The organism is Pseudomonas tumuqii, from assembly GCF_013184545.1.
Classification (GTDB): Bacteria; Pseudomonadota; Gammaproteobacteria; order Pseudomonadales; family Pseudomonadaceae; genus Aquipseudomonas; species Aquipseudomonas tumuqii.
The window spans coordinates 289,391-315,894 of the sequence record NZ_JAAOJA010000005.1 but is presented as its reverse complement, the minus strand read 5'-3'; the positions used below and the strand labels follow the sequence as shown (position 1 = coordinate 315,894).

General features: G+C 67.2%; 15 protein-coding genes. 6 read left to right on the top strand and 9 right to left on the bottom strand.

Annotated features, from left to right (window positions below):
* Positions 1–66: 66 nt before the first annotated feature.
* The 4 genes from G9C89_RS12320 (at position 67) to G9C89_RS12305 (ending at position 4,868) form a co-directional block, all read left to right on the top strand.
* Positions 67–1,005 carry an AEC family transporter gene (locus G9C89_RS12320; RefSeq protein WP_172148355.1) on the top strand — a complete coding sequence of 313 codons (939 nt, stop codon included), beginning with the start codon at positions 67–69 and terminating at the stop codon, positions 1,003–1,005.
* A gap of 300 nt (positions 1,006–1,305) precedes the next feature.
* Positions 1,306–2,613, top strand: coding sequence for a CitMHS family transporter (locus G9C89_RS12315; RefSeq protein ID WP_172148259.1), 1,308 nt, complete (start codon positions 1,306–1,308; stop codon positions 2,611–2,613).
* 77 nt (positions 2,614–2,690) lie between these two features.
* Positions 2,691–3,452, top strand: coding sequence for a TerC family protein (locus G9C89_RS12310; RefSeq protein ID WP_172148257.1), 762 nt, complete (start codon positions 2,691–2,693; stop codon positions 3,450–3,452).
* Positions 3,453–4,067: 615 nt separating this feature from the next.
* Positions 4,068–4,868 (top strand): gamma-glutamyl-gamma-aminobutyrate hydrolase family protein, encoded by an 801-nt coding sequence (locus G9C89_RS12305; protein WP_172148255.1) that lies wholly within the window; start codon positions 4,068–4,070, stop codon positions 4,866–4,868.
* Between the two features lie 85 nt (positions 4,869–4,953).
* On the opposite strand, the gene G9C89_RS12300 is transcribed toward G9C89_RS12305, so the two are convergent.
* The 7 genes from G9C89_RS12300 to recC form a co-directional block, all read right to left on the bottom strand.
* Positions 4,954–6,636 carry a phosphate ABC transporter substrate-binding/OmpA family protein gene (locus tag G9C89_RS12300; RefSeq protein ID WP_172148253.1) on the bottom strand — a complete coding sequence of 561 codons (1,683 nt, stop codon included), beginning with the start codon at positions 6,634–6,636 and terminating at the stop codon, positions 4,954–4,956.
* Between the two features lie 225 nt (positions 6,637–6,861).
* A complete protein-coding gene (locus G9C89_RS12295; protein ID WP_172148251.1) occupies positions 6,862–7,719 on the bottom strand; it encodes a hypothetical protein in 858 nt (285 codons plus the stop codon).
* Entirely contained in the window at positions 7,716–9,365 is a 1,650-nt protein-coding gene (locus tag G9C89_RS12290; RefSeq protein WP_172148250.1) for an AAA family ATPase, read from the bottom strand. The genes G9C89_RS12295 and G9C89_RS12290 overlap by 4 nt, the downstream gene beginning before the upstream one ends.
* Positions 9,366–9,374: 9 nt before the next feature.
* A complete protein-coding gene (locus G9C89_RS12285; RefSeq protein WP_172148249.1) occupies positions 9,375–10,130 on the bottom strand; it encodes a PspA/IM30 family protein in 756 nt (251 codons plus the stop codon).
* Between the two features lie 281 nt (positions 10,131–10,411).
* A complete protein-coding gene (gene recD, locus G9C89_RS12280; RefSeq protein ID WP_172148248.1) occupies positions 10,412–12,256 on the bottom strand; it encodes an exodeoxyribonuclease V subunit alpha in 1,845 nt (614 codons plus the stop codon).
* Between the two features lie 178 nt (positions 12,257–12,434).
* A complete protein-coding gene (recB, locus tag G9C89_RS12275) occupies positions 12,435–15,980 on the bottom strand; it encodes an exodeoxyribonuclease V subunit beta (protein ID WP_172148247.1) in 3,546 nt (1,181 codons plus the stop codon).
* Positions 15,977–19,318 carry an exodeoxyribonuclease V subunit gamma gene (gene recC, locus G9C89_RS12270; protein WP_172148246.1) on the bottom strand — a complete coding sequence of 1,114 codons (3,342 nt, stop codon included), beginning with the start codon at positions 19,316–19,318 and terminating at the stop codon, positions 15,977–15,979. Before recC ends, recB begins: the two co-directional genes overlap by 4 nt.
* A gap of 308 nt (positions 19,319–19,626) precedes the next feature.
* Here recC and G9C89_RS12265 point away from each other — a divergent pair, with 308 nt between their 5' ends.
* Both G9C89_RS12265 and G9C89_RS12260 read left to right on the top strand, forming a co-directional pair.
* Positions 19,627–20,754, top strand: coding sequence for a PilT/PilU family type 4a pilus ATPase (locus G9C89_RS12265; protein WP_172148245.1), 1,128 nt, complete (start codon positions 19,627–19,629; stop codon positions 20,752–20,754).
* Positions 20,755–21,030: 276 nt separating this feature from the next.
* Positions 21,031–22,677 (top strand): Na/Pi cotransporter family protein, encoded by a 1,647-nt coding sequence (locus G9C89_RS12260; protein ID WP_172148353.1) that lies wholly within the window; start codon positions 21,031–21,033, stop codon positions 22,675–22,677.
* Positions 22,678–22,728: 51 nt separating this feature from the next.
* Here the strand turns inward: G9C89_RS12260 and G9C89_RS12255 are convergent, their stop codons facing one another.
* Together G9C89_RS12255 and G9C89_RS12250 are read right to left on the bottom strand one after the other, a co-directional pair.
* A complete protein-coding gene (locus G9C89_RS12255; protein ID WP_172148244.1) occupies positions 22,729–25,314 on the bottom strand; it encodes a TRAP transporter permease in 2,586 nt (861 codons plus the stop codon).
* A gap of 163 nt (positions 25,315–25,477) precedes the next feature.
* Complete coding sequence (locus tag G9C89_RS12250) at positions 25,478–26,449, bottom strand: TAXI family TRAP transporter solute-binding subunit (RefSeq protein ID WP_172148243.1); 972 nt, start codon at positions 26,447–26,449, stop codon at positions 25,478–25,480.
* Between the last annotated feature and the right edge of the window lie 55 nt (positions 26,450–26,504).

Sequence of the window (26,504 nt, the reverse complement as noted above, 5' to 3'; positions counted from 1 at the left end):
AATCGCCCGGCGACCGGCGCAAGCCAGCGGATATCGCCCTTGCGTCGCCGCGGCGCGCTGACCAAGATAGGCGCCTGCCACGCGCCTGGGGTTTTCGTGATCGATTTGTTGCTGGCCTTGTGGCCATTGTTCGCCTTGATCGTCGCCGGTTTTTATCTGCGCCGCTGGGACTTCCCCAACGAAGCCTTCTGGCCCGGCGCCGAGCGGCTGAATTACTTCATCCTGTTTCCCGCCCTGCTGCTCAGCAGCCTGGCCAGCGCGCCGCTGGACAACCCGGCGCTGCCACGCCTGGCCCTGGCGGTGCTGCTCGGCCTGGGTATCGCCTGGCTGGCGCTGCTCCTGCTGCGGCGCCTGCGCGGCTGGCCGGCCGGGCGCTTCGGTGCCTTCAGCCAGGGCGCGCTGCGTTTCAATACCTACCTGGGCCTGGCCGCAGTGGGCAGCCTGTACGGTCAGGCGGGCCTGACCCTGGCCGCCTTGATGCTGGCCCTGATGGTGCCGACGGTCAACGTGCTCTCGGTCTGGTCGCTGACTGCCGAGCGCGGCGTCAGCGCGCGCAGCCTGCTCCTGCCGATTCTGAAGAACCCGCTGATCCTCGCCTGCCTCGGCGGCGCCCTGATCAACCTCAGCGGACTCGGCCTGCCCGGCGGCAGCGAACGCCTGCTCGGCCTGCTCGCCGCCGCCAGCCTGCCGCTCGGCCTGCTCTGCGTCGGCGCCGCACTCAAGCCCGAGCAACTCGGCGGCGAGATTCCCGCCCTGGTCTGGAACAGCGGCCTGCGCCTGCTGGCCATGCCCCTGCTGGCCTGGGCCGTGGCCTTCGGCCTGCAATTGCCGGCGATGGAAAGCAGCGTGCTGGTGCTGTTCTTCGCCCTGCCGACGGCGCCGACCGCCTACGTACTGACCCGCCAACTGGGCGGCGACAGCCACCTGATGGCCGGCATCATCACCCTGCAGACGCTGCTCGCCGCGGCCAGCCTGCCACTGGTGTTGCAGCTGCTCGCGCCCTGAGCGGCGGCAGGACAGGCCGGCCAAGGCGAGTCGCCCGTCGTTCATCGCCAGCAGACGTCGGCTGCCGCCGACGAAAGCTTGCTGAAAGCTTCAGCGCATAGCATCCGTCCCACTGCCGGCACCAGACCGGCCTGCTCGGGCGCTGCACGTCGCCCGGCCAATCCCGACAACAACAAAATGGTGATTGCCATGCTTTTTCCCCACTGCCCGACTGGCCGCCCCGCGCCTGCTCTCCGCCCGCTGAACGTCCTGCGCTGACTCAACGTCCGCGCCGCGCCCACTCATACCGGAGATACCGCTATGCTGACCTTCCTTGGTTTCGCCATGGTCATGACCTTCATGTACCTGATCATGAGCAAACGCCTGTCTGCCCTGATCGCCCTGATCATCGTGCCCATCGCCTTCGCCCTGCTCGGTGGCTTCGCCGCCGGCATCGGCCCGATGATGCTGGACGGCATCGGCAAACTCGCCCCGACCGGGGTGATGCTGATGTTTGCCATCCTCTATTTCGCCCTGATGATCGACTCCGGCCTGTTCGACCCAGCCGTGCGCAAGATCCTCCAGCTGGTCAAAGGCGACCCGCTGAAAGTGTCGATGGGTACCGCCGCGCTGGCGCTGATCGTCTCCCTCGACGGCGACGGCGCCACCACCTACATGATCTGCGTGGCCGCCATGCTGCCGCTGTACAGCCGCCTGGGCATGAGCCCGCTGATCATGGCGGGGTTGATCATCCTTGCCGGCGGCATCATGAACATGACCCCCTGGGGCGGTCCCACCGCGCGTGCCGCCAGCGCCCTGCAGGTCGATCCGTCGGCCATCTTCGTGCCGATGATCCCGGCGATGATCGCCGGCGCGCTCGCCCTGTTCGGCCTCGCCTATGCCTATGGCAAGCGCGAGCGCGCACGGCTCGGCGTGCTGCACCTGCCGGACGACCAGGCCAACCATGCCCAAATCAGCGTGTCGCAATTCCCCGAAGCGCGGCGGCCCAAGTTGCTGTGGGTCAACGGCGCGTTGACCGCCGTGCTGATGGCCGCGCTGGTGGCCGGCCTGCTGCCGCTGCAGGTGCTGTTCATGATCGCCTTCAGCATCGCCATGGTTGTCAACTACCCCTGCCTGCAGCAGCAGAAGGAACGGCTCGCGGCGCATTCCGGTAATGTCCTGGCTGTGGTCGGGCTGATCTTCGCCGCCGGCATCTTCACCGGCATCCTGTCGGGTACCGGGATGGTCGAAGCCATGTCGAAGAGCTTGCTGGACGTCATCCCGCCGTCGATGGGTCCGTACATGGCGGTGATCACCGCCCTGGTGAGCATGCCCTTCACCTTCTTCATGTCCAACGATGCTTTTTATTACGGCGTGTTACCGGTTTTGGCCGAAGCCGCCCAGCATTACGGCATCAGTCCGGTGGAGATGGCACGCGCCTCCATTGTCGGCCAGCCGGTGCACCTGCTGAGCCCGCTGGTACCCTCAACCTACCTGCTGGTCGGCCTGGCCAAGGTCGAGTTCGGCGATCATCAGCGGTTCACGTTGAAGTGGGCAGTATTGATCTGCCTGTGTATCCTGCTCGCGGCATTGCTGCTTGGCGTGTTCCCGTTATTCGGCACGCCGTGAACCCCTACCACTGAAGTCGGCATTGTCCGACTTCGGCACGTTACAAGCCCAATGACTGCACGCAAGGAAACCGCAACATGGAGTGGCTCACCAGCCCGGAAATCTGGGTCGCCTTCTTGACCCTGACCGCCCTGGAAATCGTCCTCGGCATCGACAACATCATCATGATCGCCATCCTGGTCGGGCGCATGCCGCCACACATGCAGGCACGCACCCGCCTGTTCGGCCTGGCCCTGGCGATGGTCACGCGCATCATGCTACTGCTGTCGATCGCCTGGATCATGCGCCTGACCACCGACCTGTTCGAGCTATTCGGTCAGGGCATCTCCGGCCGCGACCTGATCCTGTTCTTCGGTGGCCTGTTCCTTCTGTGGAAGAGCAGCAGCGAGATCTACCACGGCCTGGAAGGCGAAGACGAGTCCCAGCAGACGCCCAACGGCGCGGCGCGCAACTTCATCGGCACCATCATCCAGATTGCCATCATCGACATCGTCTTCTCGCTGGACTCGGTGATCACCGCCGTCGGCATGGTCGACCACGTTCCGGTCATGATCGCCGCGATCATCGTCGCTGTACTGGTGATGATGCTTGCCGCCGGCACCATCAGTGCCTTCATCGACAAGCACCCATCGCTGAAGATGCTGGCGCTGTCGTTCCTTACCGTGGTCGGTACCGTGCTGATTGCCGAAGCCTTTGAAGTGCATGTGCCAAAGGGCTACGTCTACTTCGCCATGGCATTCTCCCTGGGCGTGGAAGCGATCAATATCCGCATGCGCACTGCGCGCGGCCGCAAGGCCGTGGAGCCGGTCAAGCTGCGCATGGATATTCCGGGCGAGTAAAGCGAGCCGGAAGAACGGAAACGGGGCCGCAAGGCCCCGTTTTGCTTTCCGGCTGGATGCTATGCCGGGGTGAACTGCTGCACCTCGCCCGGCGGTTCTGCTCGAGTGCTGACTGAGCGGCTCTTTCCGGGTGCGCTGGCGCACCAGCGCCAGGGCTTTCAACAGCATGCTGCGCAGCAGCGCCGGGCCGCCCAGCCGACGCACCGCCCCGCATCATCACCCTGCAGGCGCTGTTGGCGGCCGCTAGCCGGCGTTTGCTGCTGGTAGGCTGAAGGCCTGACCCACAAGGCGTTAAAAATATTGGACTACCCGGCAGGCTAAAAACAAAATAAATTTGTTTAAAAACAGCTGTATAGACCAATTTATCGCAACACCTAGCAGATCGCCCGGTCGGTTTTTCCCACAAATAACGCGCTATTCGTTTGACATATTTTACGGCTTTGGCAGACTGAGCCGGTGTTTCGACTGCCAGAGAGCGCCGAGAACAGGTTCAACCGCCTCCCTCCCGGCAAGCCTCTGCCGCCTGGTCGACACCGGCAACAAACAGGAAGCAGCGCCGCCGCGACGGCCCTTCCTGCACAGCAACGGCAGGCTCTCCCTGCCCCAAGGTGATCTATGTCCAACAACAGCGGCACTCTCTCCAACGCCAAACGCAAGCCCGTGGTCCTCATGTCCATGGGCGCTCAGGAACGCAAAGGGCATGCCTATCAGGTGATGACCCACAAATACATTGTCCCCCTCGTCGAGCTCTCCGGCTGCGTGCCGCTGCTGGCACCGACCTGCTGCGGCAACGACGACCTCGAGCAATACCTCGACATGGTCGACGGCGTGTACCTCACCGGCGCCGGCAGCAACATCGACCCGGCACTGTACAACCAGGAAAACCTCACCCCGGACAAGGCCCAGGACCGCGATCGCGACCTGTTCGACCTGCCGTTGATCCGCGCCGCCATCGCGCGCGGCCTGCCGATCTTCGGCATCTGCCGCGGCATGCAGGAAATCAACGTGGCCCTGGGTGGTGACATCCACCAGAAACTCTATGCCGTCGGCGACTTCGACGACCACCGCGAGGATTCCGACGACCCGGTGGATGTGCAGTACGGCGAAAGCCACAGCGTGCGTCTGGTACCCGGCAGCTGGCTGGCCGAATTGCTGGGCAAGGATGAGATCAGCATCAATTCGCTGCACGGCCAGGGCATCGCCAGCCTGGGCGAGGGCCTTGAAGCCCTGGCCTACGCCGAAGACGGCCTGATCGAAGCCATCCATGCCCCCGGCCTGGCGCAGTTCACCCTGGCGGTGCAGTGGCACCCGGAATGGCAGGCCAGCGCAAACCCCGACTCGGTGAAGATCTTCCAGGCCTTCGGCGCGGCCTGCCGCCAGCGCGTGGCGCAGGTTGTGGCGGCTAACCACCGCTAGCCGCCTGCTGAACAGTGTGTTGCGGTTCGATGCCTGTGGTGCGCACGGCCTAGGCGGCCCCGCGCACCCTACCGCGGCACCTGGGCTATTCGAGGGTGAACCACTGCACCTCGACCCGGCGGTTCTGCTCGCTGTCCTGACTCATTGGCTCTTCCCAGCCACGGCCGACCAGTTCGATGCGCTCCTCGGCGATCCCCGGATGGCGCGCCAGCAGCGCTTCCTTGACCGCCTGGGTGCGCTGGCGCGACAGCTCCATGGCCTTCAGCGCCATCTTGCGCAGCAGCGCCGGGCCGCCCTGGCGCTCGAACTCGCCGACCATGGCGTTATCCACATGGCCGCGCAGCAGCACGATGGAGCCGGGGCTGACCTGGAGGAACTGCTTGATAGTGTCCAGGTAGTCCTGGTTGTCTTTGGCCTGCTTATCCAGCTCCGCCGAATTCGGCTCGAAGAAGAAGCGGATGTCCTTGCTCAGCAGCGCGTCGCCTTCCAGGGCGACCTTGCCGCTGGTGCGGATCGGTGCGATGGCGATGCTCTGGTCCTTGAACTGGCCGCTCTCGGCCAGCGCCTTGAGGTGCTGCAGATCGGCGAAGCGCGCCGGGTCGGCCGGGTTGCGGATCAGTGCGCCATAGGCCAGCACCGAAGACTGGAAGATGCCCTGGAAGGAACCGGCCGAATCGATGCTGCCATCGAAGAACGCCAGGTTCTCCGGCAGGTTGCTCAGGTGCACCTTGCTCAGCTCGTCGAGGGTTTCCTCCGGCGTCCAGCCGAACACCTGGGCGACTACGCCGGCATGGGTCCTGGGATCGTCGCGTAGCAGGCGGTTGCCTTCCAGCAGGCCATGCACCAGGCCTTTGACGATCTCAGGGTGAGCGCTGGCGAAGCCCTTGTTGACCACCAGGATGTCCGCCACCACCAGCAGGTTGCGGTTGGATACCAGCATCTTCGCCGCACCGGCGGACTGTTCGACCACCTCGTCGGTGCGCGGCGACCAGCCGACGCAGCCGTTCAGGCGCTGCTTGCCGGTCAGTTCGGCGGCGTAGGCATCGCAGGCGATAAAGGCATCCTCGTAGAACACCAGGCCCAGCTCGTTCGGCCCCGGCCGGGCGTCCAGGTCGCGCAGCACCTTGACCGGCACACCGGCTTCGGAGGCCAGGTAGCGAATAAAGAACTCGCTCTCGTTGAACTGGGTGGCGCCGAGCACCTTGCCTTTGAGCTGGTTGACGCTGGCGATGGCGCTGTCCACCACCACCTGGTCGGCGCCGCGGGAGAAGGCGATCTGCGCCGGCACCGTGACCTCGAACTGCCTGCCGAGCACCGCCAGCACATCGGCAGTGGTCGCCACCGCGGCCATCTGACCGTTGTTCAGCGCCGACCATTCCTCGCTCTCGCCCTTGTTCAGGCGCAGCTGGAAACCGTACTGCTTGGCGAAGAACGACTCGGGGTTGGGCGCCAGCCCGCCGTTGGCGACGATCAGGCCGCCATAACCGGCATACTCGCTGATGTCGACGTCGATGATGTTGTTCTTCATCTCGTAGGGCGCCGCCGATTGCAGGGTCGGCGTGCCGCTGACCGGCTCGACCGGTTCGGGCCCAGCTGCCACTCCGAGACTGGCGGGCAGGCCGCCGAGCACGCTGTCGCCACCGTCCTTGAGCATGTCCTTGCCGACCAGCCAGGCGCCCAGGCCGAGCAGGCCGAGCACCAGCAATATGGTCAGCAGCTTGCCAGCGGCACTGCCCTGTTGGCGCTGCCTGGTTGCGGATGAATACATGACGCCTCTCCCTGTCGGATGCGAGCCAGCGGCCCGCCAATCAAAAGTGTTTACCGCCCGAACCGCTCCGCGGATTTCATCCGGGCTACGGGCTACGGGCTACGGTCTGCGACAGCGTAGGGTGGATGACGACTTTTTCATCCACCATCGTCGATGGTGGATGGGTGAAGCGTCATCCACCCTACCCGGTTCCATGACCCGAATAAGCCTGGGTGCAGCAGCCCATCAATGTCGAAGCGACTGGCCTTTCGCCGGTTTTCCGCCTGGGTCCTGCAGCACGTAGCGCGGCAGGGCCTGGTGTTCGTTGAGTTCGAGCACGCCGAGCAGGTCGCGCTGGCTGTTCAGCCAGCGGCTGGCCTCGTTGAACGAGGAGGTCAGGGCGTTCAGCGCCATGCCGATCTGCTCCTCGTCGGTGGCCAGCAGGGTCTGTTCGCGGATCAGGGCGATCTGCTGTTCGATACGCTGCAGCTCGGCATCGACATGCTCCTTGCGCCGCAGGCCTTCGACATGGGCCGCCTGGCGCGCGTCTATCACCTGCTTCTGCTGTTCCAGGCTGCGGCGCAACTCGTCGTTAAGCTCGGTGCTGGCGAGGCGCGCATCGATCTGCGCTTCCTGCTGCTGCAGTTCGGCGCTCTCGCGGGTGGCGGTGTCGGCCACCACGCTCAGCGCCTGGCCGGCCACCAGCAGACGCAGGTTGAGCCACACCAGTTGCTCCAGGCTGTCGGCGTGCGAGGCCATCAAGGGCGAGCGCGCCAGCAGCTGCAGCACCTCGCGGGCACGCGCCTCGACCAGCTGCTGACGCTGGCGCTGCGCCGCATCGAGGAGTGCCAGGCTGGCCTCGTAACGTTGCCCGGCAGGATCGGTCGGCTGCACTTGCCGGGCATCCACGGTGCGGCGAAAACGCGCGCTGCGCGCCAGCAGCATCAGATAACCCAGCTCCAGGCCTGCGCCGAGCAGCCAGAAGCCGGGGCTGACAAAGGCGCCGAGCAAGGCGAACGCGGCCAGACCGAACCAGTTCGGCGCCAGCGGCATGCCCAGCGGGCGGGCATTGAAGGCCGCCCAGAGATAGCGTCCGCCACTCATGGGCTGAGGTTCTCCTGAGCGAGGTGGCGCAAGGATTCGGGAACGAAGGCCATATCCGTGGCTTCGCGGATGGCGATGCTCATCTGCAGGCGCAGCACCTGCTCGGCCACCGGCGGCTGATAACCCTGCAGGCAATGCTCGAGCGCCGCCAGGGGCTGCATCTGCGCGGTGCGCACCTGGCGGTAGACCTTCACCGCCAGCGCCTCGGCGGCGCCGGGGGTGAGCAGCAGCGGCAGCGGCAGTTTCACCAGGGCTTTGATTTCCAGCTTGAGCTCGAAGCGCCCCAGCAGGGCCCTGAGCAGGGCGGCGCTTTCCTCGACCGTGGTGGTCGGCAGCAGCGGGATCTTCACGTCGACCCGACCCGGACGCTTGAGGTCGACCTCGATCAGGTCGGGACGCGAGGAGGCGAGTATCCAGATCACCTTGCCGCGGTTGTCGGCGTCGCCCATCTCCTGGGCGATCATCGAATAGAGGCGGCCGGACAGGCCGCTGTCGCCACTGCCGCCGTCGCGCTTGCCGAGGGTCTGGTCGGCTTCGTCGATGAATACGATGCAGCGGCCCAGGCCGCGGATCAGGCGGAAGATCTTCTCCAGATTGCCCTCGCTGGAACCGACCCAGCGGTCGCGGAAGTTCTTCAGCTTGACCACCGGCACCCCGGCCTCGCCGGCCAGGCACTCGACCAGGTAGGTCTTGCCGGTGCCCACCGGACCGCAAAAGATATAGCCCTTGGGCAGCGCGCGCAGGTCGGCGGCCTGCCACAGCGCCATGTCCTGGCGCAGCCAGATTTTCAGCGCGTCCTGGGCGTGGTAGTCGTCCAGGGTACGTTTCGACTCGATGAATTCCACCAGGCCGGCGCTGTCGCTTTCCACCAGCTCCTTCTTGGCTTCGACCCAGTCCTGGGCGCCGAGCACCTTGCCCTGGTGGGCGCGGCGTTTGACCAGGCTGGTCAGGGCACTGAGGCTGACCCCGGCGAGGGCCTGCACCGTGCCGTTGTCTTCGCTGGCGAAGGCGGCAGGATGATCCAGGCGCAGCTGCGCCAGGCACTGGCCGAGGCTGTCGGCATCCGGCAGCGGTACCTGTACCCGGTCGATGCGTGGGTTGTTGGCCACCAGCGGGTGCAGGTCATTGAGGTTGTCGGCGAGCAGCAGGCTGGCGAAGGCCATGTCGCTGAACGGCGGCTCGGCGGCCCAGTCGCGCACCAGGCTGGCCAGGCTGGCGCTGGCGAAATCGCCCTGGCGGCTGGCCGGCAGGACCAGCTCGGCGCCGCGCAGAATCACCGCCACATGCTCGTTGTCGCCACGACCCAGCGCCTGCAGGTTGGCGCGGTAGCGCAGGTAGCGGCTGATCAGCTCGATCGCCGCGCGCGGCTCATGGGGCCAGGGCCTGACCTGCTCCGCCGCCGGCCACTGGGCGAAACGCTCGCCGCCACGCAGCAGGCTCAGGCCATTGCCCGGATCGTAGAGGAACACCAGGTCGAAGGTGCCGAGCAGCCTGGCCTCGAGGTAGCGGGTCAGGCTGACCAGGCGGCCGTCCAGGGGGAAGCGATCGGCGACGTTGCCATAGAGCACGAACTGGCCATGGGCGCCGCTCTCGTAGGCCAGGCGCAGTTCATCGAGCCAGGCGGGTGCTTTGCCTTCACTGCTCATGGGCGCGCCTTACTGGTTTTCGGATTGCGGAGCGCTGCCGCCCATACTGCGATTGGCCGGCGCCTCAGGGGTGGCTTCCTGGCCCGGCAGGCTGATGCCTTCCTTGGCGGCGAAATCGGCCAGGGCCTGGTCGGCCAGGGCGTCCATCTCGGCTTCCTTGAGGTTCACTTCGCTCATGTCCATCGAGTCGCGGGCCATGCGCGCACGGCCGGCGGCCTTGGTGCGTTCTTCCTCGACCATCTCGTGCAGGCGGTTGAGGGTGTCGCCGGAGCCGCCGATGGTGCTGACCATGCCGGCGGCCATCTCGTTCATCTCGGCCATCGCGGTCTTCATGCGCATATCGTTGATCGCGCCCTTGAGCGCCTCGATCTTGCTGCGCGCGGCATTCACCGCCACCTCGCGGGCCTTGGTCAGGTTCTGGTAGGTCTCCTCGGCCTGGGCCAGCTGGCGGCGATTCTCTTCCAGCTCGCGGCCGAGGTTCTGCAGGCGCAGGGCGTTCTGCGCAGCGGCCGACTTGTTGCCGGCACGCAGGTGCGCGGTGGTGCGCGCATGCAGCTCACGCTCCTCGGCTTCCTGCTTGCGCACCTGGCTCATCAGCCGCTCGGCCAGGCCGGCATGGGCAGCCAGGCCCTGGTTGAAGTTGGCGATCTGCTTGCGCAGATTCTCCTGCTCCAGCTCCAGCAGGGCCTCCGGGTTCTGCCGCTCCAGGTCCTTGATGAACAGGGAGAGGATGCCTTTGAAGATATTGCTCAGACGGGTAAGCATGGTGTCTCCTTGCGCTAAGCGGACAATCCATCGGTGACCGGCGCCGCCGGTCAGGCTTGGCGCATTCTTGGCGAGCGCGTCGATTGTTGCAACCTTCTCGGCAATTGGCCGGATTCGGGCCACGACTGCCGGCGATGGGCACCGGGTAGGATGGCGTTGAGCGCAGCGATACCCATGCTGGGGTTTGATGGGTATCGCTGCGCTCAAGCCTACGCGGCCCGCCACATCCTACAAAAGCCATTCACCACTGCCGCGCGCAATGATCTTGGCTAGAGCAGCGGCTAGAACAGCGGCAGTTGAGCGTGACCGGCGCCGCTCGCGGGTGGCGCTGCGGATCTTGACTGCGTGACCGGGTCGACAGCCAGACGCTCGGCCAACCCCGCCGCCCGCTCGGCGCGGGTGGCCACGGCTTCGCCCAGGCGCGTCGGCAGGCCCCAGATTTCCACTTTGTGCCTGGCCCGGGTGATGCCGGTGTAGCACAGGCTGCGGCTCAGCAGCGGGCTGGGTTGTTCGGGCAAGACCAGCAGCACCTCGCTGAATTCCGAGCCCTGGCTCTTGTGCACGGTCATGGCGAAGGCGCTGTCGTGGCTGGGCAGCCGCGCCGGGGCGAAGGGGCGGTAGCCGTCTTCGGCCTCGAAGAACACCCGCAGGCCGAACTCGCTGTCCAGGCAGATGCCGATATCGCCGTTGAACAGGCCGAGGGCGTAGTCGTTCTGCCGCACCATGATCGGTCGACCGACATACCAGCGTTCGCGGCTGGCGACCTGGCCGCGCCTTTTCACCCGCGCCTCCAGCGCTTCGTTGATCCCGGCCACGCCCCAGGCGCCTTCGCGCTGGGCGCAGAGGGCGCGGAAGTCGTTGAAGGCGGCAAAGGCCGCGTGCGGATCGGCGCTTTTCGCCGCGGAGAGAAAGGGCGCATAACCGCAATCCAGGCGTTCGAGCAGATCGGCGGGGGTCGGCTGGGCGTTCCAGGCCAGGTCGCTGCGCTGTTCTTTCAGCAGGTTCAGGGTGCCGCTGACGTCGCCGCCGTTGATTCGCCGGGCCAGCTCGCCGATGCCGCTGTCGCCGGCGAAACGGTGGCTGTGGCTCAGCAACACCACGGCATCGCCCAGGCGTGAACCCGGTTGTGCGACCGGCACCTGCTGGCCGGTGATGCGCTGCAGGTCGGCGGCGGCCCGGGCGTCGAAGCCGCGGCCTTCGCAGAGTTCGGCGAAGACCGCACCGGCTTCCACCGCGCAGAGCTGGTCCTTGTCGCCGAGCAGGATCAGCCGCGCGTTGGCCGGCAGGGCGTCGACCAGTTTGGCCATCAGCGCCAGATCGACCATCGAGGCTTCGTCGACCACCAGCACGTCCAGCGCCAGCGGGTTGGCCGCGTTATGCCGCACCTGCGGGCTGTCGCCACGGCTGCCGAGCAGGCGATGCAGGGTGCGCGCCTGTTCCGGCAGGGCGGCCTTGATCGCCGCGCTGACCGGCAGGCTGGCCTTGGCATTGCGGATCGCCTCGGCCATGCGCGCCGCCGCCTTGCCGGTGGGTGCGGCCAGGCCGATGGCCAACTGAGCGCCGCCGGGCTGCTCGAGTAGCGCCGCGAGCAGGCGTACCACGGTGGTGGTCTTGCCGGTGCCGGGGCCACCGGAAATCACCGCCAGCCTGCGCCGCACCGCTTGCGCCGCGGCCAGGCGCTGCCAGTCGGGTTGCTGGGCGTTGAAGGCGAACAGGCGGGTCAGGCTTTCGCTCAGTTGCGCCTCATCGACGCTCGGCAGATCGGCGGCGCGGCTGAGCAGTTGTTCAGCCAAGTTGCGTTCGTAGGCCTGGTAGCGCGCCAGATAGAGGCGCTCGCCGACCAGAATTAACGGGGTGAAGTCGCCGTCGCCGTCGCCGCCGACCAGGGACGAGGCGGCAAGCCGCGCCTGCCACTCGGCCAGGAGCGGCAGGCAGAAGCCGTGCTCCGGCCAGGGCCGCTGTCCGGCACGCCGCGCCAGTGGCAGACAGACATCGCCGTTATCCAGCGCCGCACAGAGCAGCGCCGCCGAGGCCAGCACCAGCGGTTCGGCGGCCGGGTCGAGCCGGCGCAGGCTGTCGACCAGGGCGCGCTCCAGCGGGCCGAGGGGCAGGTCGGCAAGGTTCATCGACCACCCCCGTAGGGTGTCACGGGGCCGCCTAGGCTGTGCGCACCATCAACCGACGGGGTGGTGCGCACGGCGCATCCTACGGACCGCGAGCCCGTAGCCCGGATGCAATCCGGCGAATTCGTCAGGCGCCGCGAAGGTCGTTCCCGGATTGCATCCGGGCTACAAAAAACGCGCATCACTCGTTTCCCTCGAACAGGTTATCCAGGGCATCCAGCAGCCGATCATTGGGCCGCGAGAAATACACCCCGGCCGTTGGCATGCCGCGCAGGAACAGGTAGTAGGCGCCGCCCAACTGATTGTTGTCGAAATCGGCCAGGCGCTGACGCAGGAAGCGCCGCAGCGCCACCAGGTAGATCAGATATTGCAGGTAGTAGTGCTCGCCGGCCAGGGCCTGGAGCAGGCGTTCACCGCCGTAGTAGCTGGCGTCCGGGCCGAGCCAGTTGGACTTGTAGTCGGCGATATACCAGCGCCCGTCATGCTCGAAGGTCAGGTCGATAAAGCCCTTGAGGAAACCCTTCAGGTTGTCGAACTCCAGACGTGCGGCGGCTTCGCGCATCGGCGCGGCCAGGCCATGGGCCGGGTCGCTGAGGATGGCGCGCAGGCGCTGCAGGTCGAGATTGGCCACCGGGAAGGTGAAGCCGAGTTCCGGCAGGCGCCGCGCCGCCTGCAGGCTGGCCAGGGTCAGGCCATTGCCGTCGAGGTCGCTGTCGAGCACCTGCTGCAACTGGCTCAGCGCCACCTCGCGCCAGTCGCTGTCGATGCCATGGCCGTGCAGGGCCGGTTCGACCAGCTCGGCCAACGGCGCCTTGCCGCGCGCCCAGTCCTCCAGGATCGCGTGCAGACAGGTACCGGCGCGGGCGCCGCGGGGGAAGGCGAAGAAGCCGCTGCCCGGTTCGCTGGCAGCGGGCAGCACCAGGCCGTCGCGATCCGGCGCTTCCATGTGCAGGCCGGAGGCCAGCCCTGAGAAGCTACCGATGCGCCAGGCGCTGTGCAGGCTGCGGTTCATCTGCTGCAGCTGCCGGGGCGGCGGCGCGCGGCGTTCACCGGCGGCGCTGGCTTCGCTTTCGCGCAGCGCCTGCACGGCCATATGGCCGTGGCTTGCGCCCACCAGCTGCTCGATCTCGCCGCGCAGGCCGGCAGGGCTGAGGGTCTGCAGATGGCCGGCGAGTTCGCCCAGGGCATCCGCGCCGGGCAGCTGGCGACCGTGCAGCAGCCAGGCCAGGGCGCTGCTGTGCAGGCCGGCCTCGCTGAGGCTGCCGTCCTTTTTCGGTTTGCAGTCCACCGGCCCCCAGTGCAGCCAGAGGCGGTCGCGGGCCCGGGTCAGGGCCACGTAGGTCAGGCGCAGGCGCTCGGCGAAGCGCTCGTGGCGGGCGCGCTCACGGTGTGTATCGAACTGCTCGCCACCCAGGTCGAGCAGCGGCGTGCCATCGTCGGCGTGGCAGCTGATGTCTTCGCTCTGGCGCAGCAGCGCGCCGTCCCACAGGTAGGGGCAGAACACCAGCGGGTATTCCAGGCCCTTGGCGGTGTGGATGGTGACGATCTGCACCCGCTCGGCATCGCTTTCCAGGCGCAGCAGGGCTTCTTCGCCGTGGGCCTCGGCGCTGCGCTGGGCGTTGAACCAGCTCAGCAGTTGTTCCAGCCCGGGGCGTTGCAGGCTCTCGCTCTGCAGCAGTTCGGCCAGGTGCAGCAGGTTGGTCAGGCGGCGTTCGCCATCGACCAGGGCGAGCAGACGTGGCGCCACCTGCTGCTCGTCCAGCCAGGCGCGAAAGGCGCGCATAAAGCCCTGTTGCTGCCAGAGCTGATGGTAGCGCTCGGCGGCTTCGCGCTCGGCATCCCAGGCCTGGGCATCGTCCTGGCAGGCGGCCAGATCGGCGGCGCTGCGCCCGAGCAAGCGGCTGGCCAGGGCATAGCGCAGTGCGCCTTCGCGGCCCGGTTCGGCATAGGCGGCCAGCACCGCGGCCAGCTCGCCGGCCTCTTCGCTGTGCCAGACGTTTTCCTTGCCGCGGCGCACGCTGGGCACGCCGCGCGCCGCCAGCTCGGCGGCGACTTCCCCGGCCTGGCGATGGCTGGCGACCAGGACGGCGATATCGCCGCCCTTCAGCGCCGTGCGCTCGCCTTGCGCCTCGAAATAGGCCTCGCCACGGCCGCTCGCCGTCAGCAGCGCGGCGATGCGCCGGGCCGTGTCGCGGGCCACCAGGGCGCCGGCCTCGCCTTTACCGAGGTAATCGTCGGCCAGCCAGACCAGCGCCACAGGTGCGTCCTGTTCGGCATCGACAACCGGCAGCACCAGCTGCGCCCGCGCACGCTGGCTGGCACCGACCTGCGGATAGGTCAGGCCCTTTTCGGCGAAGGGCATGGGCCGGTCGAACAACAGGTTGAGCGCGGCGATCAGCTCAGGGGTGGAACGGTGGTTGGTGGCCAGGCTGTACTGCCGCGCGGCTTCGTCGCGGGCCTGGAGGTAGGTGGCCAGGTCGGCACCGCGAAACGCGTAGATGGCCTGTTTGGGGTCACCAACGAAACACAGGTCGCCCTGGTTTTCGTAGATGCGCCGAAACACCTGGTACTGCACCGGGTCGGTGTCCTGGAATTCGTCGATCAGCGCCACCGGATACTGCTCGCGCAGGGTGCCGGCCAGGTGGTCGCCGCCCTCGCCATAGAGCGCCTGTTGCAGCTTGTTGAGCAAGTCGTCGAAAGCCAGCAGACGCTGGGCGGCCTTGCGCTGCGGCAGCTGCTCATTGAGCTGACCGATCAGGCGTACCTGCAGGTCGATCAAGCGCTGCTCGGCCTCGGGTTGCGCGGCCTGCAGGGCCTCGCACAGGCCTTGCAGGGCATCGGCCAGCGGGCTATCCGGCACGCTCTCGCCTTTCTTGCTGGCCTTGGCCAGGCCTTCGCGCGACAGCCGCTGGTGCGCCTCGGTCTTGCTGAACAGCGCGGCGGCGTCGCTGAAGTAGCCGTCCAGCTCGGCCTGCCAGGCGCCGAGCTTGGCCGGGTTGCACATATTGCTCTTGAAGCCGGCGAAGGCCTTGAGCTGGTCCAGCCAGCCGGCACTGTCGCGTTGCCAGGCATCCCGCGCCTGTTGCCAGGCGTTGCGCAGGGCGCTCATCTCGCTGCTGGCCCCGGGCTGCGGCTCGATGCGCAGGTAGGGTTTGCCCAGGTGATTGCGCAGACGCTGGCGCAGGCTCTGCGGGGTAATTTTTTGCTGCACCAGAAAGGCCGCCCACTCCGGCTCGGCGGCGGCCAGCTCATGGCGCCAGAGGTCGGCGAGCAGGGCGTCGAGGATTTCGCGGTCATCAAAGGTCAGCTCGTTGTCGAAGTCGCCGCCGGCCTCGAAGGCCGCATCCTGCAGCGCGCGCTGGCAGAAGCCGTGGATGGTGAAGATCGCCGCCTCGTCGAAGCCATGCACTGCCAGCAGCAGACGCCGATGACTGGCGGCATCCGGGTACTGCGCGTGCAGGCGATTGAGCAGCTCGTCCGCGCCTGGGCCGTTATCGTAGACCGCCAGCAACTCGGCCAGACGCAGCCGAATGCGCTCGCGCAATTCGGCGGTGGCCGCGGTGGTAAAGGTCACCACCAGAATCTGGCTGACGTTGAGCCGCTGCTCCAGCAACAGCCGGGCGTACAGGGCGGTAAGGGTCCAGGTCTTGCCGGTGCCGGCGCTGGCTTCGATCAGCGAGCGGCCGGCGAAGCTGTCCTGCAGCAGGTCCAAAGGTGCGCTGGTCATGCCTCGTCCTCGTCGCTGCCGTGCAGAGCATCCAGCGCCGGGCCATAGAGTTGCTCGGCGAGGGCTTCGAAGCGCTCGTCCAGCGGGTCGCGGTCGCGGAAGGCCAGGGCGTTCCAGGGGTCCTGGCCTTCGCCGCTCATATAGTCGTTGCCCTGCCACATCACCCGCGCTTCGCTGCGCGCGGCGTCAATTGGCTCCTTTTTACCGGGCTTGCGCCATTTTCTGGCGAAACCATAACTGCACTTGGCCAGGACCGGCAGCGGTTCGCACAGGGCGCTCTTGTAGGCCGCGAGCCAGGGTTCGAGCAGTTGCAGCGGGTTGGCCAAGGGCCCCAGGCGCCATTCGCTTTTCGGCGACAGCAGGCGGCTGTCGCGGGCGATGCCCGGGGTGGCGGCGCAGTTGAGCAGCAGGTGGCGCAGCCAGAACGGCGCCAGTTCCCAGGCGCCGAGGTCGCGCAGGCGATAGTCGAACAGGCCGCTGGCGCTGACCCCATCGAGCCAGCCGTGGATGCGCACGCCGGCCAGCTGGATATCCACCAGCAGCGGTTGCGCCGCATCCTCCGGGCGTTCGTCGAACAGGGTCGGGGCGAAGGCGCGGATCGGTCCGCGAATCTGCCCCCAGTGCGCCTGGCCCAACTCGCCCACCGGCAACCAGCCGGAGGCGGCGGCCACGCTGCGTTCCTCGCGCTCGCTCCAGCCCTGTTCGATGGCCTGCAGCGCCAGCTGACGCAGGCCGTGCTGGCTGGTCCACTCGACGCTGAAGGGTTCGTCGCCGGCCAGGGCCTCTTCGCTTTGCGCCAGGCGTAGGCCGAGACGCTGCTCCAGCAGGTAGCGCGCCGGGTGTTTGAAGCAGTGGATCAGCTGGCTGGGTTCCAGGCACAGCGGATCGCCGCCCGGCCCGTCTGCATCCGGCGCGGCCAGGGTGCTGGCGAACGGCTGCGGTGCTTCGACCGCCTCGCTCAGGCGCTGGGCGGCGCGGAACCAGGGCGCGGCGAAACCGGCCTGCGCGCCGTCGGCGAAATTGCCGGCGGCGAAGGGTTGCAGCGGGTGCTGGTGGGTGATGTGGGCGCTGGCTTTGGGAGGCAATGACGGATCGGCGGCGTCTGTTTCGCGGCTAAAGCCCCTCCCACAGATAGCGGTCAGATCGATGACATCCAGCAGTTCGCTGACCAGCACCGAGGGCGGCAGTTCGGCGTTGCTGCGCGGGTCGCGGCCGACGTAGCTGAGGTACAGGCCGCCACGCGCCGAGAGGAGGATTTCCAGCAGCAGGTAACGGTCGTCGAGGCGCCGGGCACGGTCGCCACGCCGGGGTTTCTGGCCGATCAGGTCGAAGCCGGCGGCCGGGGTGCACCTTGGCAGGGCGCCGTCATCCAGGCCGAGCAGGCAGACCAGGCGGAACGGCAGGCTGCGCATCGGCACCATGGTGCAGAAGGTCACCGCGCCGGTGAGAAAGCCCGAGGCGCCGCCGCCCTGCTCCAGGGCAGAAGTCAGGTGCTGGCGGACAAGCGCCAACTCCAGCGGCCGCTCGATGCCGGCAGCCGTGGCCTGATCCTGCAGCGCCGCGCAGGCACGGGAGAGCAACAACAGGGTGTCGCCGGCCTCGCGCTCGTCGAACAGGTTGTCGATCAGCGCCAGCAGGGTCTCACTCCATTCGCCCAGGCTGCGCGGGCGCTGCAGGCTCTGCGCCAGGGCGGCGAGACGCTCGACGAAGGCGGCCAGGCACCCGAGCAACTGGGCGCGGCCACCTTCCAGGGCATCCAATGGCCAGCTGTCGCCGAGCAAGGGCGCGTGCGAGCCGGCCAGTTGCGGTGGCGCGGCGAAGCCCAGGAGCAGGCGATCCAGGCCCTGGCGCCAGGTAAAGGCGCTGTCCGCCGGCAGGCCCAGCTGCCGACGATGCTCGCCGTCGCGGCCCCAGCGCACGCCGGCCTCGCGCAACCAGTCGCGCAGCAGCGTCAGGTCCTCGGCTTCGATACCGGCGCGGCGGGCGATCGCCGGCTGCTCCAGCCAGGCGAGGATTTCCTCGGCGGCGAAGCGGCTGTCGGGCAGGGCGAGCAGGTTGAGGAAGGCCTCGATCAGGGGGATTTCCGCGCGCAGGCTGCGGTCGGCCAGGCTGAAGGGAATGCGCGGGGCGGCCATCCGTGGGGCGGCCGTCCGGCTAGCGCCGCTCTTGGCGGCGAAGATCGCCTCGATATAGGGTGCGTAGCGCTCGATATCCGGGGTCAGCACCACCACCTGATCCGGGGTCAACTCGGGATCGGCGGCAAAGCGGGCGAGCAACTGGTCATGCAGGATTTCCACTTCGCGCAGCGGCGAGTGGGCGATATGCAGCTCCAGCGAGCGATCGTCCTCGCGCAAGACCAGGCGCTCATCGGCCTGGCGGGTGCGCAGGCGCAGGATGTCGTTCTGCAGCGCCTGCAGCAGGCTGCTGTCGTGCAGATCGGCGTCTTCGGAATACAGGCCGGTTTCCTGGCTGCCTTCGCTCGAGGCCAGTGAGAACAGGCTGTCGAAGAAATCGCGGCCCTGCTTGCCCAGGCTCGCCAATAACGGGTGGCCCACATCCAGATACCAGTCATCCGGGCTCAACTCTGGCTGCCGCGCCAGCTCGCGGATATCGCGAATCTCGCCCCAGGCCTCGCGGCAGGGGTTGAGGGCGAAGATCACCACCTCGGTGTGCCGCGCCAGGCCTTCGAGTACGCGCAGGTGGTGGGTCGGCAGGCTGCTGATGCCGAACACCAGCAGGCGCTCGGGCAGCTCGGCGATGGGCGACGCGTCGTACAGGCGGCGCAGCAGGTCTTCGAGCAGGCGCGCGCGGTGCGGGTGGCCGTCGCGGGTCAGCTCGCGCCAGAGCAGCGCCTGCCAGGCTTCGTCAGGGCCGAGGCCCTGCAGCTCGTTGCGCTCCCAGGCGGCCAGCCAGTCGTCGCGATACAGCAGGTATTGGTCGAATACGTCGGCGATCTTGCTGGCCAGCGACAGGCGACGGCGCTCGTCGCCGCCCTCCAGGTAATGCGCCAGGCGCGGCGCTTCGGCCAGGTTGGCCGGCTCGCACAGCCAGTCGTACAGGCGCCAGGCCAGGGTGGTCGGCGCGAACGCCGATTGCTCCGGCAACTGGCCCAGCACCAGGCGCGACAGGTCCCAGACGAACTTGGCCGGCAACTGCACCTCGAGCTGCATGGCGATGCCCTGCTTGCGCGCCAGTTCCAGGGTCAGCCAACGGCCCATGCCCTGGCTCGGCACCACCACCAAGGCGGGGGCGAAGGGCTCGCGCAGGGGCTGGGCGAGCAGGGTGGTGGCCAGTTCGCCGAGGGTTTCCAAGTCGGGAGCGTGATAAAGGTTGAGCATGGTGGGCACTGCATCCGTGGCGAAGCGCTAGGTTAACCAGTCTGGCGGCGTGGGGCGACCGCCAGTGTCGCCTGGGCTGTTGTGAAAAAACTCTCGCCTACTGCGACTGCTGCAAATTCGTAGGGCAGCTCGGGCGGCGTTCCGTTCGGAGCGTAGCGACACCCCGCCCGCTTTATGCCGCGCCGCTAAACCAGGCTGCACTGCCTGCGGCGAGCCTACGGATCGCTAAAAACGCCCGGTGCGGCGTTGCGCTCGAAATTTGCACGACCGCCAGTGCTAGGATGGGGCGCACAAGGCCAGGAGGCGCGATGAACGACACGACCGACGACGCGGTGGATGTATTCCCCTATCTGCAACTGCTCTACGAGCGCGGCGGCTCGGACCTGTTCTTCAGTGTCGGCGCGCCGCCGCACATGAAGCTCGAGGGCCACAGCCAGGCGGTCGGCGAACGCGTGCTGCAGGCCGGCGAGGTGCAGCGGCAAGCCTACCAGTTGATGACGCAGAAACAGATCATGGAGTTCGAGCGCGATCTGGAGATGAACCTGGCGGTCAGCGTGCAGAGCGCCGGGCGCTTCCGGGTCAACGTCTACTACCAGCGCGGCGAAGTGAGCATGGTGGTGCGCCTGATCAAGAGCCAGATTCCCAACTTCGATGAGCTCGGCCTGCCCAGGCTGCTGGAGAAACTGAGCCTGCAGGACCGTGGCCTGATCCTCATGGTCGGTGCGGCCGGCTCCGGCAAGTCGACCACCCTGGCGGCCATGCTGGACTTCCGCAACCGCCACAAGAGCGGGCATATCGTCTGCATCGAAGACCCCATCGAGTTCCTCCACAAGCACCAGAAGTCGATCATCGACCAGCGTGAGGTCGGCCTGGACACCCACAGCTTTGCCGATGCCCTGCGCAACGTGCTGCGCGAGGCGCCGGACGTGATCATGCTCGGCGAGATCCGCGATGCCGCGACCATGCAGCACGCCCTGCACTATGCGGAAACCGGTCACCTGTGCCTGGCCACCCTGCACGCCACCAGCAGCAGCCACGCGATCGAGCGGATCGTGCGCTTCTTTCCGGACGAGGCGCGCAAGCAGGTACTGGCCGACCTGGCGCAGAATCTGCTGGCGGTGATCGGCCAGCGCCTGATCCCCGGCGTGGCGCAGAAACGCGTGGCGGCGGTGGAGTTGATGCTGGCCACCCCCTATATCCGCGACCTGATCCAGCGCGACCAGCTGGACGATCTTCGCGAAGCCACGGCACGCGCGCTGGAACAGGGCCTGCAGACCTTCGACCAGCACCTCTACCAGCTGCTCGAAGCCGGCCGGATCACCCTGGGCGAAGCGCTCAAGTTCGCCGATTCGCGCACCGACCTGAGCCTCAAGGTCAAGCTGCAACGCGGCTTCGGCGCCGAGGATGGCGAGCTCAAGGTGCTGCGCGACAATTGACGGCAGTCCTCGATCCCTGGGGGATCGACGCGGATCTGCAGGTAAGCGATCTGCGCCAGTTGGCCGAGCAGTGGCCCGGATAAGCCGGGTGACCCGCTCGAACAGGCTGGCGTCGCAGCCATTCGCCGACTAAAGCTAACTACAGGCCTGACCACTGATGATTGTGCTTCACCCATTCACCAAGCAACGACATCGGCCGGCGCATGAGCACCGCGCCCTGAGCGTCGCCACCCTTGGCCGCCCCGTCTGGTGCGGCCGCTGTCAGGGAGATGCATGATGCTGACCCTGCTCAATCTGCTGTCTGCCGTCGCCCTGCTGATCTGGGGCACCCATATCGTCCGCACCGGCATCCTGCGGGTGTACGGCTCGCATCTGCGCCAGGTGCTCAGCCACAACGTCAGCAAGCGGCCCATGGCCTTCGCCGCCGGGATCGGCGTCACCGCCCTGGTGCAGAGCAGCAATGCCACCGCGCTGCTGGTCACCTCCTTCGTCGGCCAGGGCCTGATGGCGCTGGCACCGGCGCTGGCGATCATGCTCGGCGCCGACGTCGGCACGGCCCTGATGGCGCGGGTGCTGACCTTCGACCTGAGCTGGCTGTCGCCGCTGCTGATTTTCCTCGGGGTGATCTTCTTCCTCTCCCGCCGGCAAACCCGCGCCGGCCAGCTTGGCCGCGTGGGCATCGGCCTGGGCCTGATGCTCCTGGCGCTGGAGTTGATCGTCGCCGCCGCCACGCCGATCACCCAGGCAACCGGGATCAAGGTGCTGTTCGCCTCGCTGACCGGCGACCTGCTGCTGGATGCCCTGATCGGCGCCTTGTTCGCCCTGATTTCCTACTCCAGCCTGGCGGCGGTGCTGCTCACCGCGACCCTGGCCGGCGCCGGCCTGATCAGCCTGCCGGTGGCCATCGGCCTGGTGATAGGTGCGAACATCGGCAGCGGCCTGCTGGCCTTCCTCACCGCCAGCCTGCAAACCCCGGCGGGCCGCCGGGTAGCCCTGGGCAGCCTGTTGTACAAGCTGCTCGGCCTGATCGTGGTGATCCCCCTGCTCAACCCGCTGGTGAGCTGGCTGGACAGCCTCAACTGGCGGCCGGCGGAACTGGTGATCGGCTTTCACCTGCTCTACAACAGCCTGCGCTGCGTGCTGATGCTGCCGAGCGTGGGGTTGATGGCGCGCTTCTGCAACTGGCTGCTGCCGGATCGCCCCGACACCGACGGCGTCGCCCGCCCGCGCCACCTCGACACTACGGCCCTGGCCACACCCAGCCTGGCGCTGGCCAATGCGGTGCGCGAGACCCTGCGCATCGGCGACCTGATCGAGACCATGCTCAACCACCTGCTGGAAGTCCTGCGCAGCAACCAGCCGGCGCTGAGCAAGGAGTTGCGCCGCCTGGACGACGACGTCGATGCCCTCTACAGCGCGGTCAAACTCTACCTGGCCCAGGTGCCGCGCGAGGCGCTCAGCGAACAGGACAGCCGGCGCTGGGCGGAGATCATCGAACTGGCGGTCAACCTGGAGCGCGCCGGCGACATCATCGAACGCATGCTCGGCAAGGTGCAGGACCAGAAGACCGCGCAACGCCATTCGTTCTCCGAAAGCGGCCTGGAGGAGCTGGCTGACCTGCACGGGCGCCTGCTGGTCAACCTGCGCCTGGGGCTGTCGGTGTTCCTCTCCGGCGATCCCGAGAGCGCTCGCCAGCTGCTGCGCGAGAAGCGCCGCTTCCGCGCCCAGGAACGCCGCCTGGCCCACGCCCACGTCGGTCGCCTGCATCGCCAGGTGGTGCAAAGCATCGAGACCAGCTCGCTGCACCTGGAACTGATCGGCGACATGAAACGCCTCAACTCGCTGTTCTGCAGCAGTGCCTATGCGGTGCTGGAATCCAGGGAAACCGGCGCGCTGCAGGCGGAGGAAGCGGGCGGCGAGTAGCCCATAGGCACAAGGCAGCCGCAGCTGCCTTGTGCCGTGGAGAAGCGCCAGTCAGCCGCTTACGGCAACGGCCGCAGGCTCGCGGCGGCGACGCTGCAGCCAGACCACCAGGGCGAACAGCAGGAAGCCCGGAAGCCACATCAGCTCCTTGGCCCAGCGTTCGGTCGGGGCGCGCACGACGAGGATCTGCTGGTCGAACTCGAGCCCGGCGTCGGCCGCCGGGCTGCCGAAGGTGACGCTGTCGATCAGCAGCTTGCCGTCTTCTTCATAGGTCAGCAGGCCGAGCTTCTCCAGGCGTTGCTCGCCCGTCTCGCCAGCCGGCACCGGCAGCAGCAGGACGAACTCGCGGGAATCGCCCACCGCGTCCTCGCCTCTGATGCGCAGACGCAACTGGCTGCCTTCCTCGACTTCGCCCAGCGCCTGCACCAGCTGCGACGGGGCGATATCGCGGTAGGGGTCGTGGACCATGTCCATCCAGAAGCCCGGGCGGAACAGGGTGAAGGCCACCAGCAACAGCAGCAGCCCTTCGTACCAGCGGCTCCGGACCAGGAAGTAGCCCTGGGTGCCGGCGGCGAAGATCAGCATGGCGATGGTGGCGACGATGAAGATCAGCACGCCGTGCCAGAAGTCCACGTCGATCAGCAGCAGGTCGGTGTTGAAGATGAACAGGAACGGCAGCGCGGCGGTGCGCAGGCTGTAGTAGAAGGCGGTGATCCCGGTCCTGATCGGGTCGCCCTTGGACACCGCGGCGGCGGCGAACGAGGCCAGGCCCACCGGCGGGGTGACGTCGGCCATGATGCCGAAGTAGAAGACGAACAGGTGCACCGCGATCAGCGGCACGATCAGGCCATTCTGCTGGCCGAGGGTGACCACCACCGGCGCCAGCAGACTGGACACCACGATGTAGTTGGCGGTGGTAGGCAGGCCCATGCCCAGCACCAGGCTGAACACCGCGGTGAGCATCAGCATCAGCAACAGGTTGCCCATCGACAGCAGCTCGACCAGGTCGGCCAATACCAGGCCGACTCCGGTTTGCGACACCGCGCCGACGATGATCCCCGCCGCCGCGGTGGCGATACCGATGCCGATCATGTTGCGCGCGCCGGCCAGCAGGCCTTCGCGCAGGTCGACCAGGCCGTCGATGAAATTGCCGTGCTCATGCAGGCCATCGGTGCGCAACCAGCTCAGCAGCGGGCGCTGGGTGAGCAGGATGATCACCAGCATCACGCTGCCCCAGAACGCCGAGAGCCCGGGCGACAGGCGTTCGATCATCAGGCACCAGACCAGCACCACCACCGGCAGCAGGAAGTGCAGGCCACTGAGCAGCACCGCGCGGGTCTCGGGCAGCGACTCCAGCGGTGCGTCCGGGTCTTCCGGCGCCAGCGGCGCAACGCTGGCGGCGATCTTCAGCAGGCCCAGGTAGACCAGCGCCAGCAACGCGCCGATGCCGTGCAGGGCGTAGTCGCCGAGCGCCGGCTTGAGCCAGCCGAGGCCATAGTAGACGGCCAGGGACAGCCCGCTGATCAGCGCCGCACCGAAGGCAAAGCCGGTCAGGCGGCGCAGCCAGGGCTTGGGCCGATGGCCGCCGATCGGCTGCAGGCCGAGCTTGAGCGCCTCCAAATGGACGATATAGAGCAGGGCAATGTAGGAGATCGCCGCAGGCAAGAAGGCGTGCTTGATGATCTCGACATAGGGCATGCCGATGTACTCGACCATCAGGAAGGCCGCGGCGCCCATCACCGGCGGCATGATCTGGCCGTTGACCGAGGAGGCCACTTCCACCGCACCGGCCTTCTCCGCGGAGAAGCCGGTGCGCTTCATCATCGGGATGGTGAAGGTGCCGGTGGTCACCACGTTGGCGATCGATGAGCCGGAGATCATCCCGGTCAGCCCGGAGGCGACCACCGCCGCCTTGGCCGGACCGCCCCGCAGGTGCCCGAGCAGGCTGAACGCCAGCTGGATGAAGTAGTGGCCGGCGCCAGCGCGCTCGAGCAGCGCGCCGAACAGCACGAAGAGAAACACGAAGCTGGTGGACACGCCGAGGGCGATGCCGAACACCCCTTCGGTGGTGATCCACTGGTGGTTGGCCAGGGCGGTGAAACTCACCCCGCGGTGCGCCAGCAGGCCCGGCATATAGGGCCCGGCCAGGCTGTAGACGAGAAACAGCAGGGCGATGATCGCCAGCGGCGGGCCGAGCGCGCGGCGAGTGGCCTCGAGCAGCAGCGGGATGCCGATGCAGGCGGTGACCAGGTCGGCCGTGGTCAGGCTGCCGGGGCGCTGCGCCAGTTCCTGGTAGAAGATGAACAGGTAGGCGGCACTGGCCGCGGCCACCAGGCCGAGGGCGAGATCCAGCAGCGGCACGCGGTCGCGCGGCGAGCGCTTGAACGCCGGAAAGGCGAGAAACGCCAGGAGCAGGGCGAAGGCCAGGTGGATGGCGCGGGTCTCGGTGTCGTTGAGCACGGCGAAACCGAAGATGAATGGCAGCGGCGAGGCGATCCACAGCTGGAACAGCGACCAGAGCAGCGCCAGGCCGGCGATCACCTGGGCCATGGCGCCGGCGGGGATACGCGCGCCGACGTCCAGGGCAATCAGTTCTTCGGTGGACAGTTCGTCGGTTGAAAGTCGCTTGTCATGCATGGGGCGAAACCTGCATTCGAGAAATCGGAAAACGGCAAAGCCCGCAGCCTTGCGACCCGCGGGCTTGTTTCAAGCTTAGGCTGTAGCCCGGATAAGCCCAGGCGCAATCGGGGGAGTGCTGCTGCCGATTGCGCTGGCGCTTAGCCGGGCTACGGACGGGGGCTTACATCCAGCCACGTTCCTTGTAATAACGTACGGCGCCGTCATGCAGCGGCGCGGTCAGGCCGACCTTGATCATGTCGGTTTCCTTGAGATCGGCAAACGCCGGGTGCAGACGCTTGAAGCGCTCGAGGTTGTCGAATACCGACTTGACCAGTTGGTAGACCACTTCCGGGTCGGCCTGGGCTGTGGTAGAGAGCACCGCCTTGCCGCCAATCGAGGGGGTAGGCGCATCGTTGCCCTTGTACACGCCACCCGGGATTTCGGCCTTGGTGTAGTAGCTCTTCTCGGCCAGCAGCTTGTCGATCTCGGCGCCGGTCACCGGCACCAGCACGGCGTCGGTGGTGGTGGTGGCTTCCTGGATCGCGCCATTGGGGTGGCCGACGAAGTAGGTCATGGCGTCGATGTTGTTGTCGCCCAGGGCGCTGGCCTGTTCGGCCGGCTTGAGCTCGGCGGACAGGGCGAACACCGACTTGTCCCAGCCCTTGACCCGCATGATTTCATCGAGGGTGTCGCGCTGCCCGGAGCCCGGGTTGCCGACGTTGACGCGCTTGCCCTTGAGGTCGTCGAGGCTGGCGATCTTGGCGTCGCGGCGGGCGAGCAGGGTGAAGACTTCGCTCTGCAGGGAGAACAATGCACGGATATCGTCCATCGCGCCTTCGGCCTCGAACGGCGCCAGGCCATTGAGCGCCTTGAACTGGTGGTCCGACTGCATGATGCCGAAGTTGAACTCGCCGCTGCGCAGACCGTTGACGTTGGCCACGCCGCCGCCACTGGCCGGGGCGTTGCACTTGATCCCGTGCTCGCTGGCGCCACGGTTGACGAAGCGGCAGATCGACTGCCCGGCCACGTAGTAAACCCCGGTCTGACCGCCGGTGCCGATGGTGACGAATTTTTCTTCGGCCTGTGCTGCGCCACTCAGGGTGATACCCGCGAGTGCCGCCGACAGGACCCATGCCAGGGATTTGCCTTTCATGGGGGAGCTCCTTTTCTGCCTGTGGTTAAGCCGCACTGACTTCGTGGGTTGCGGC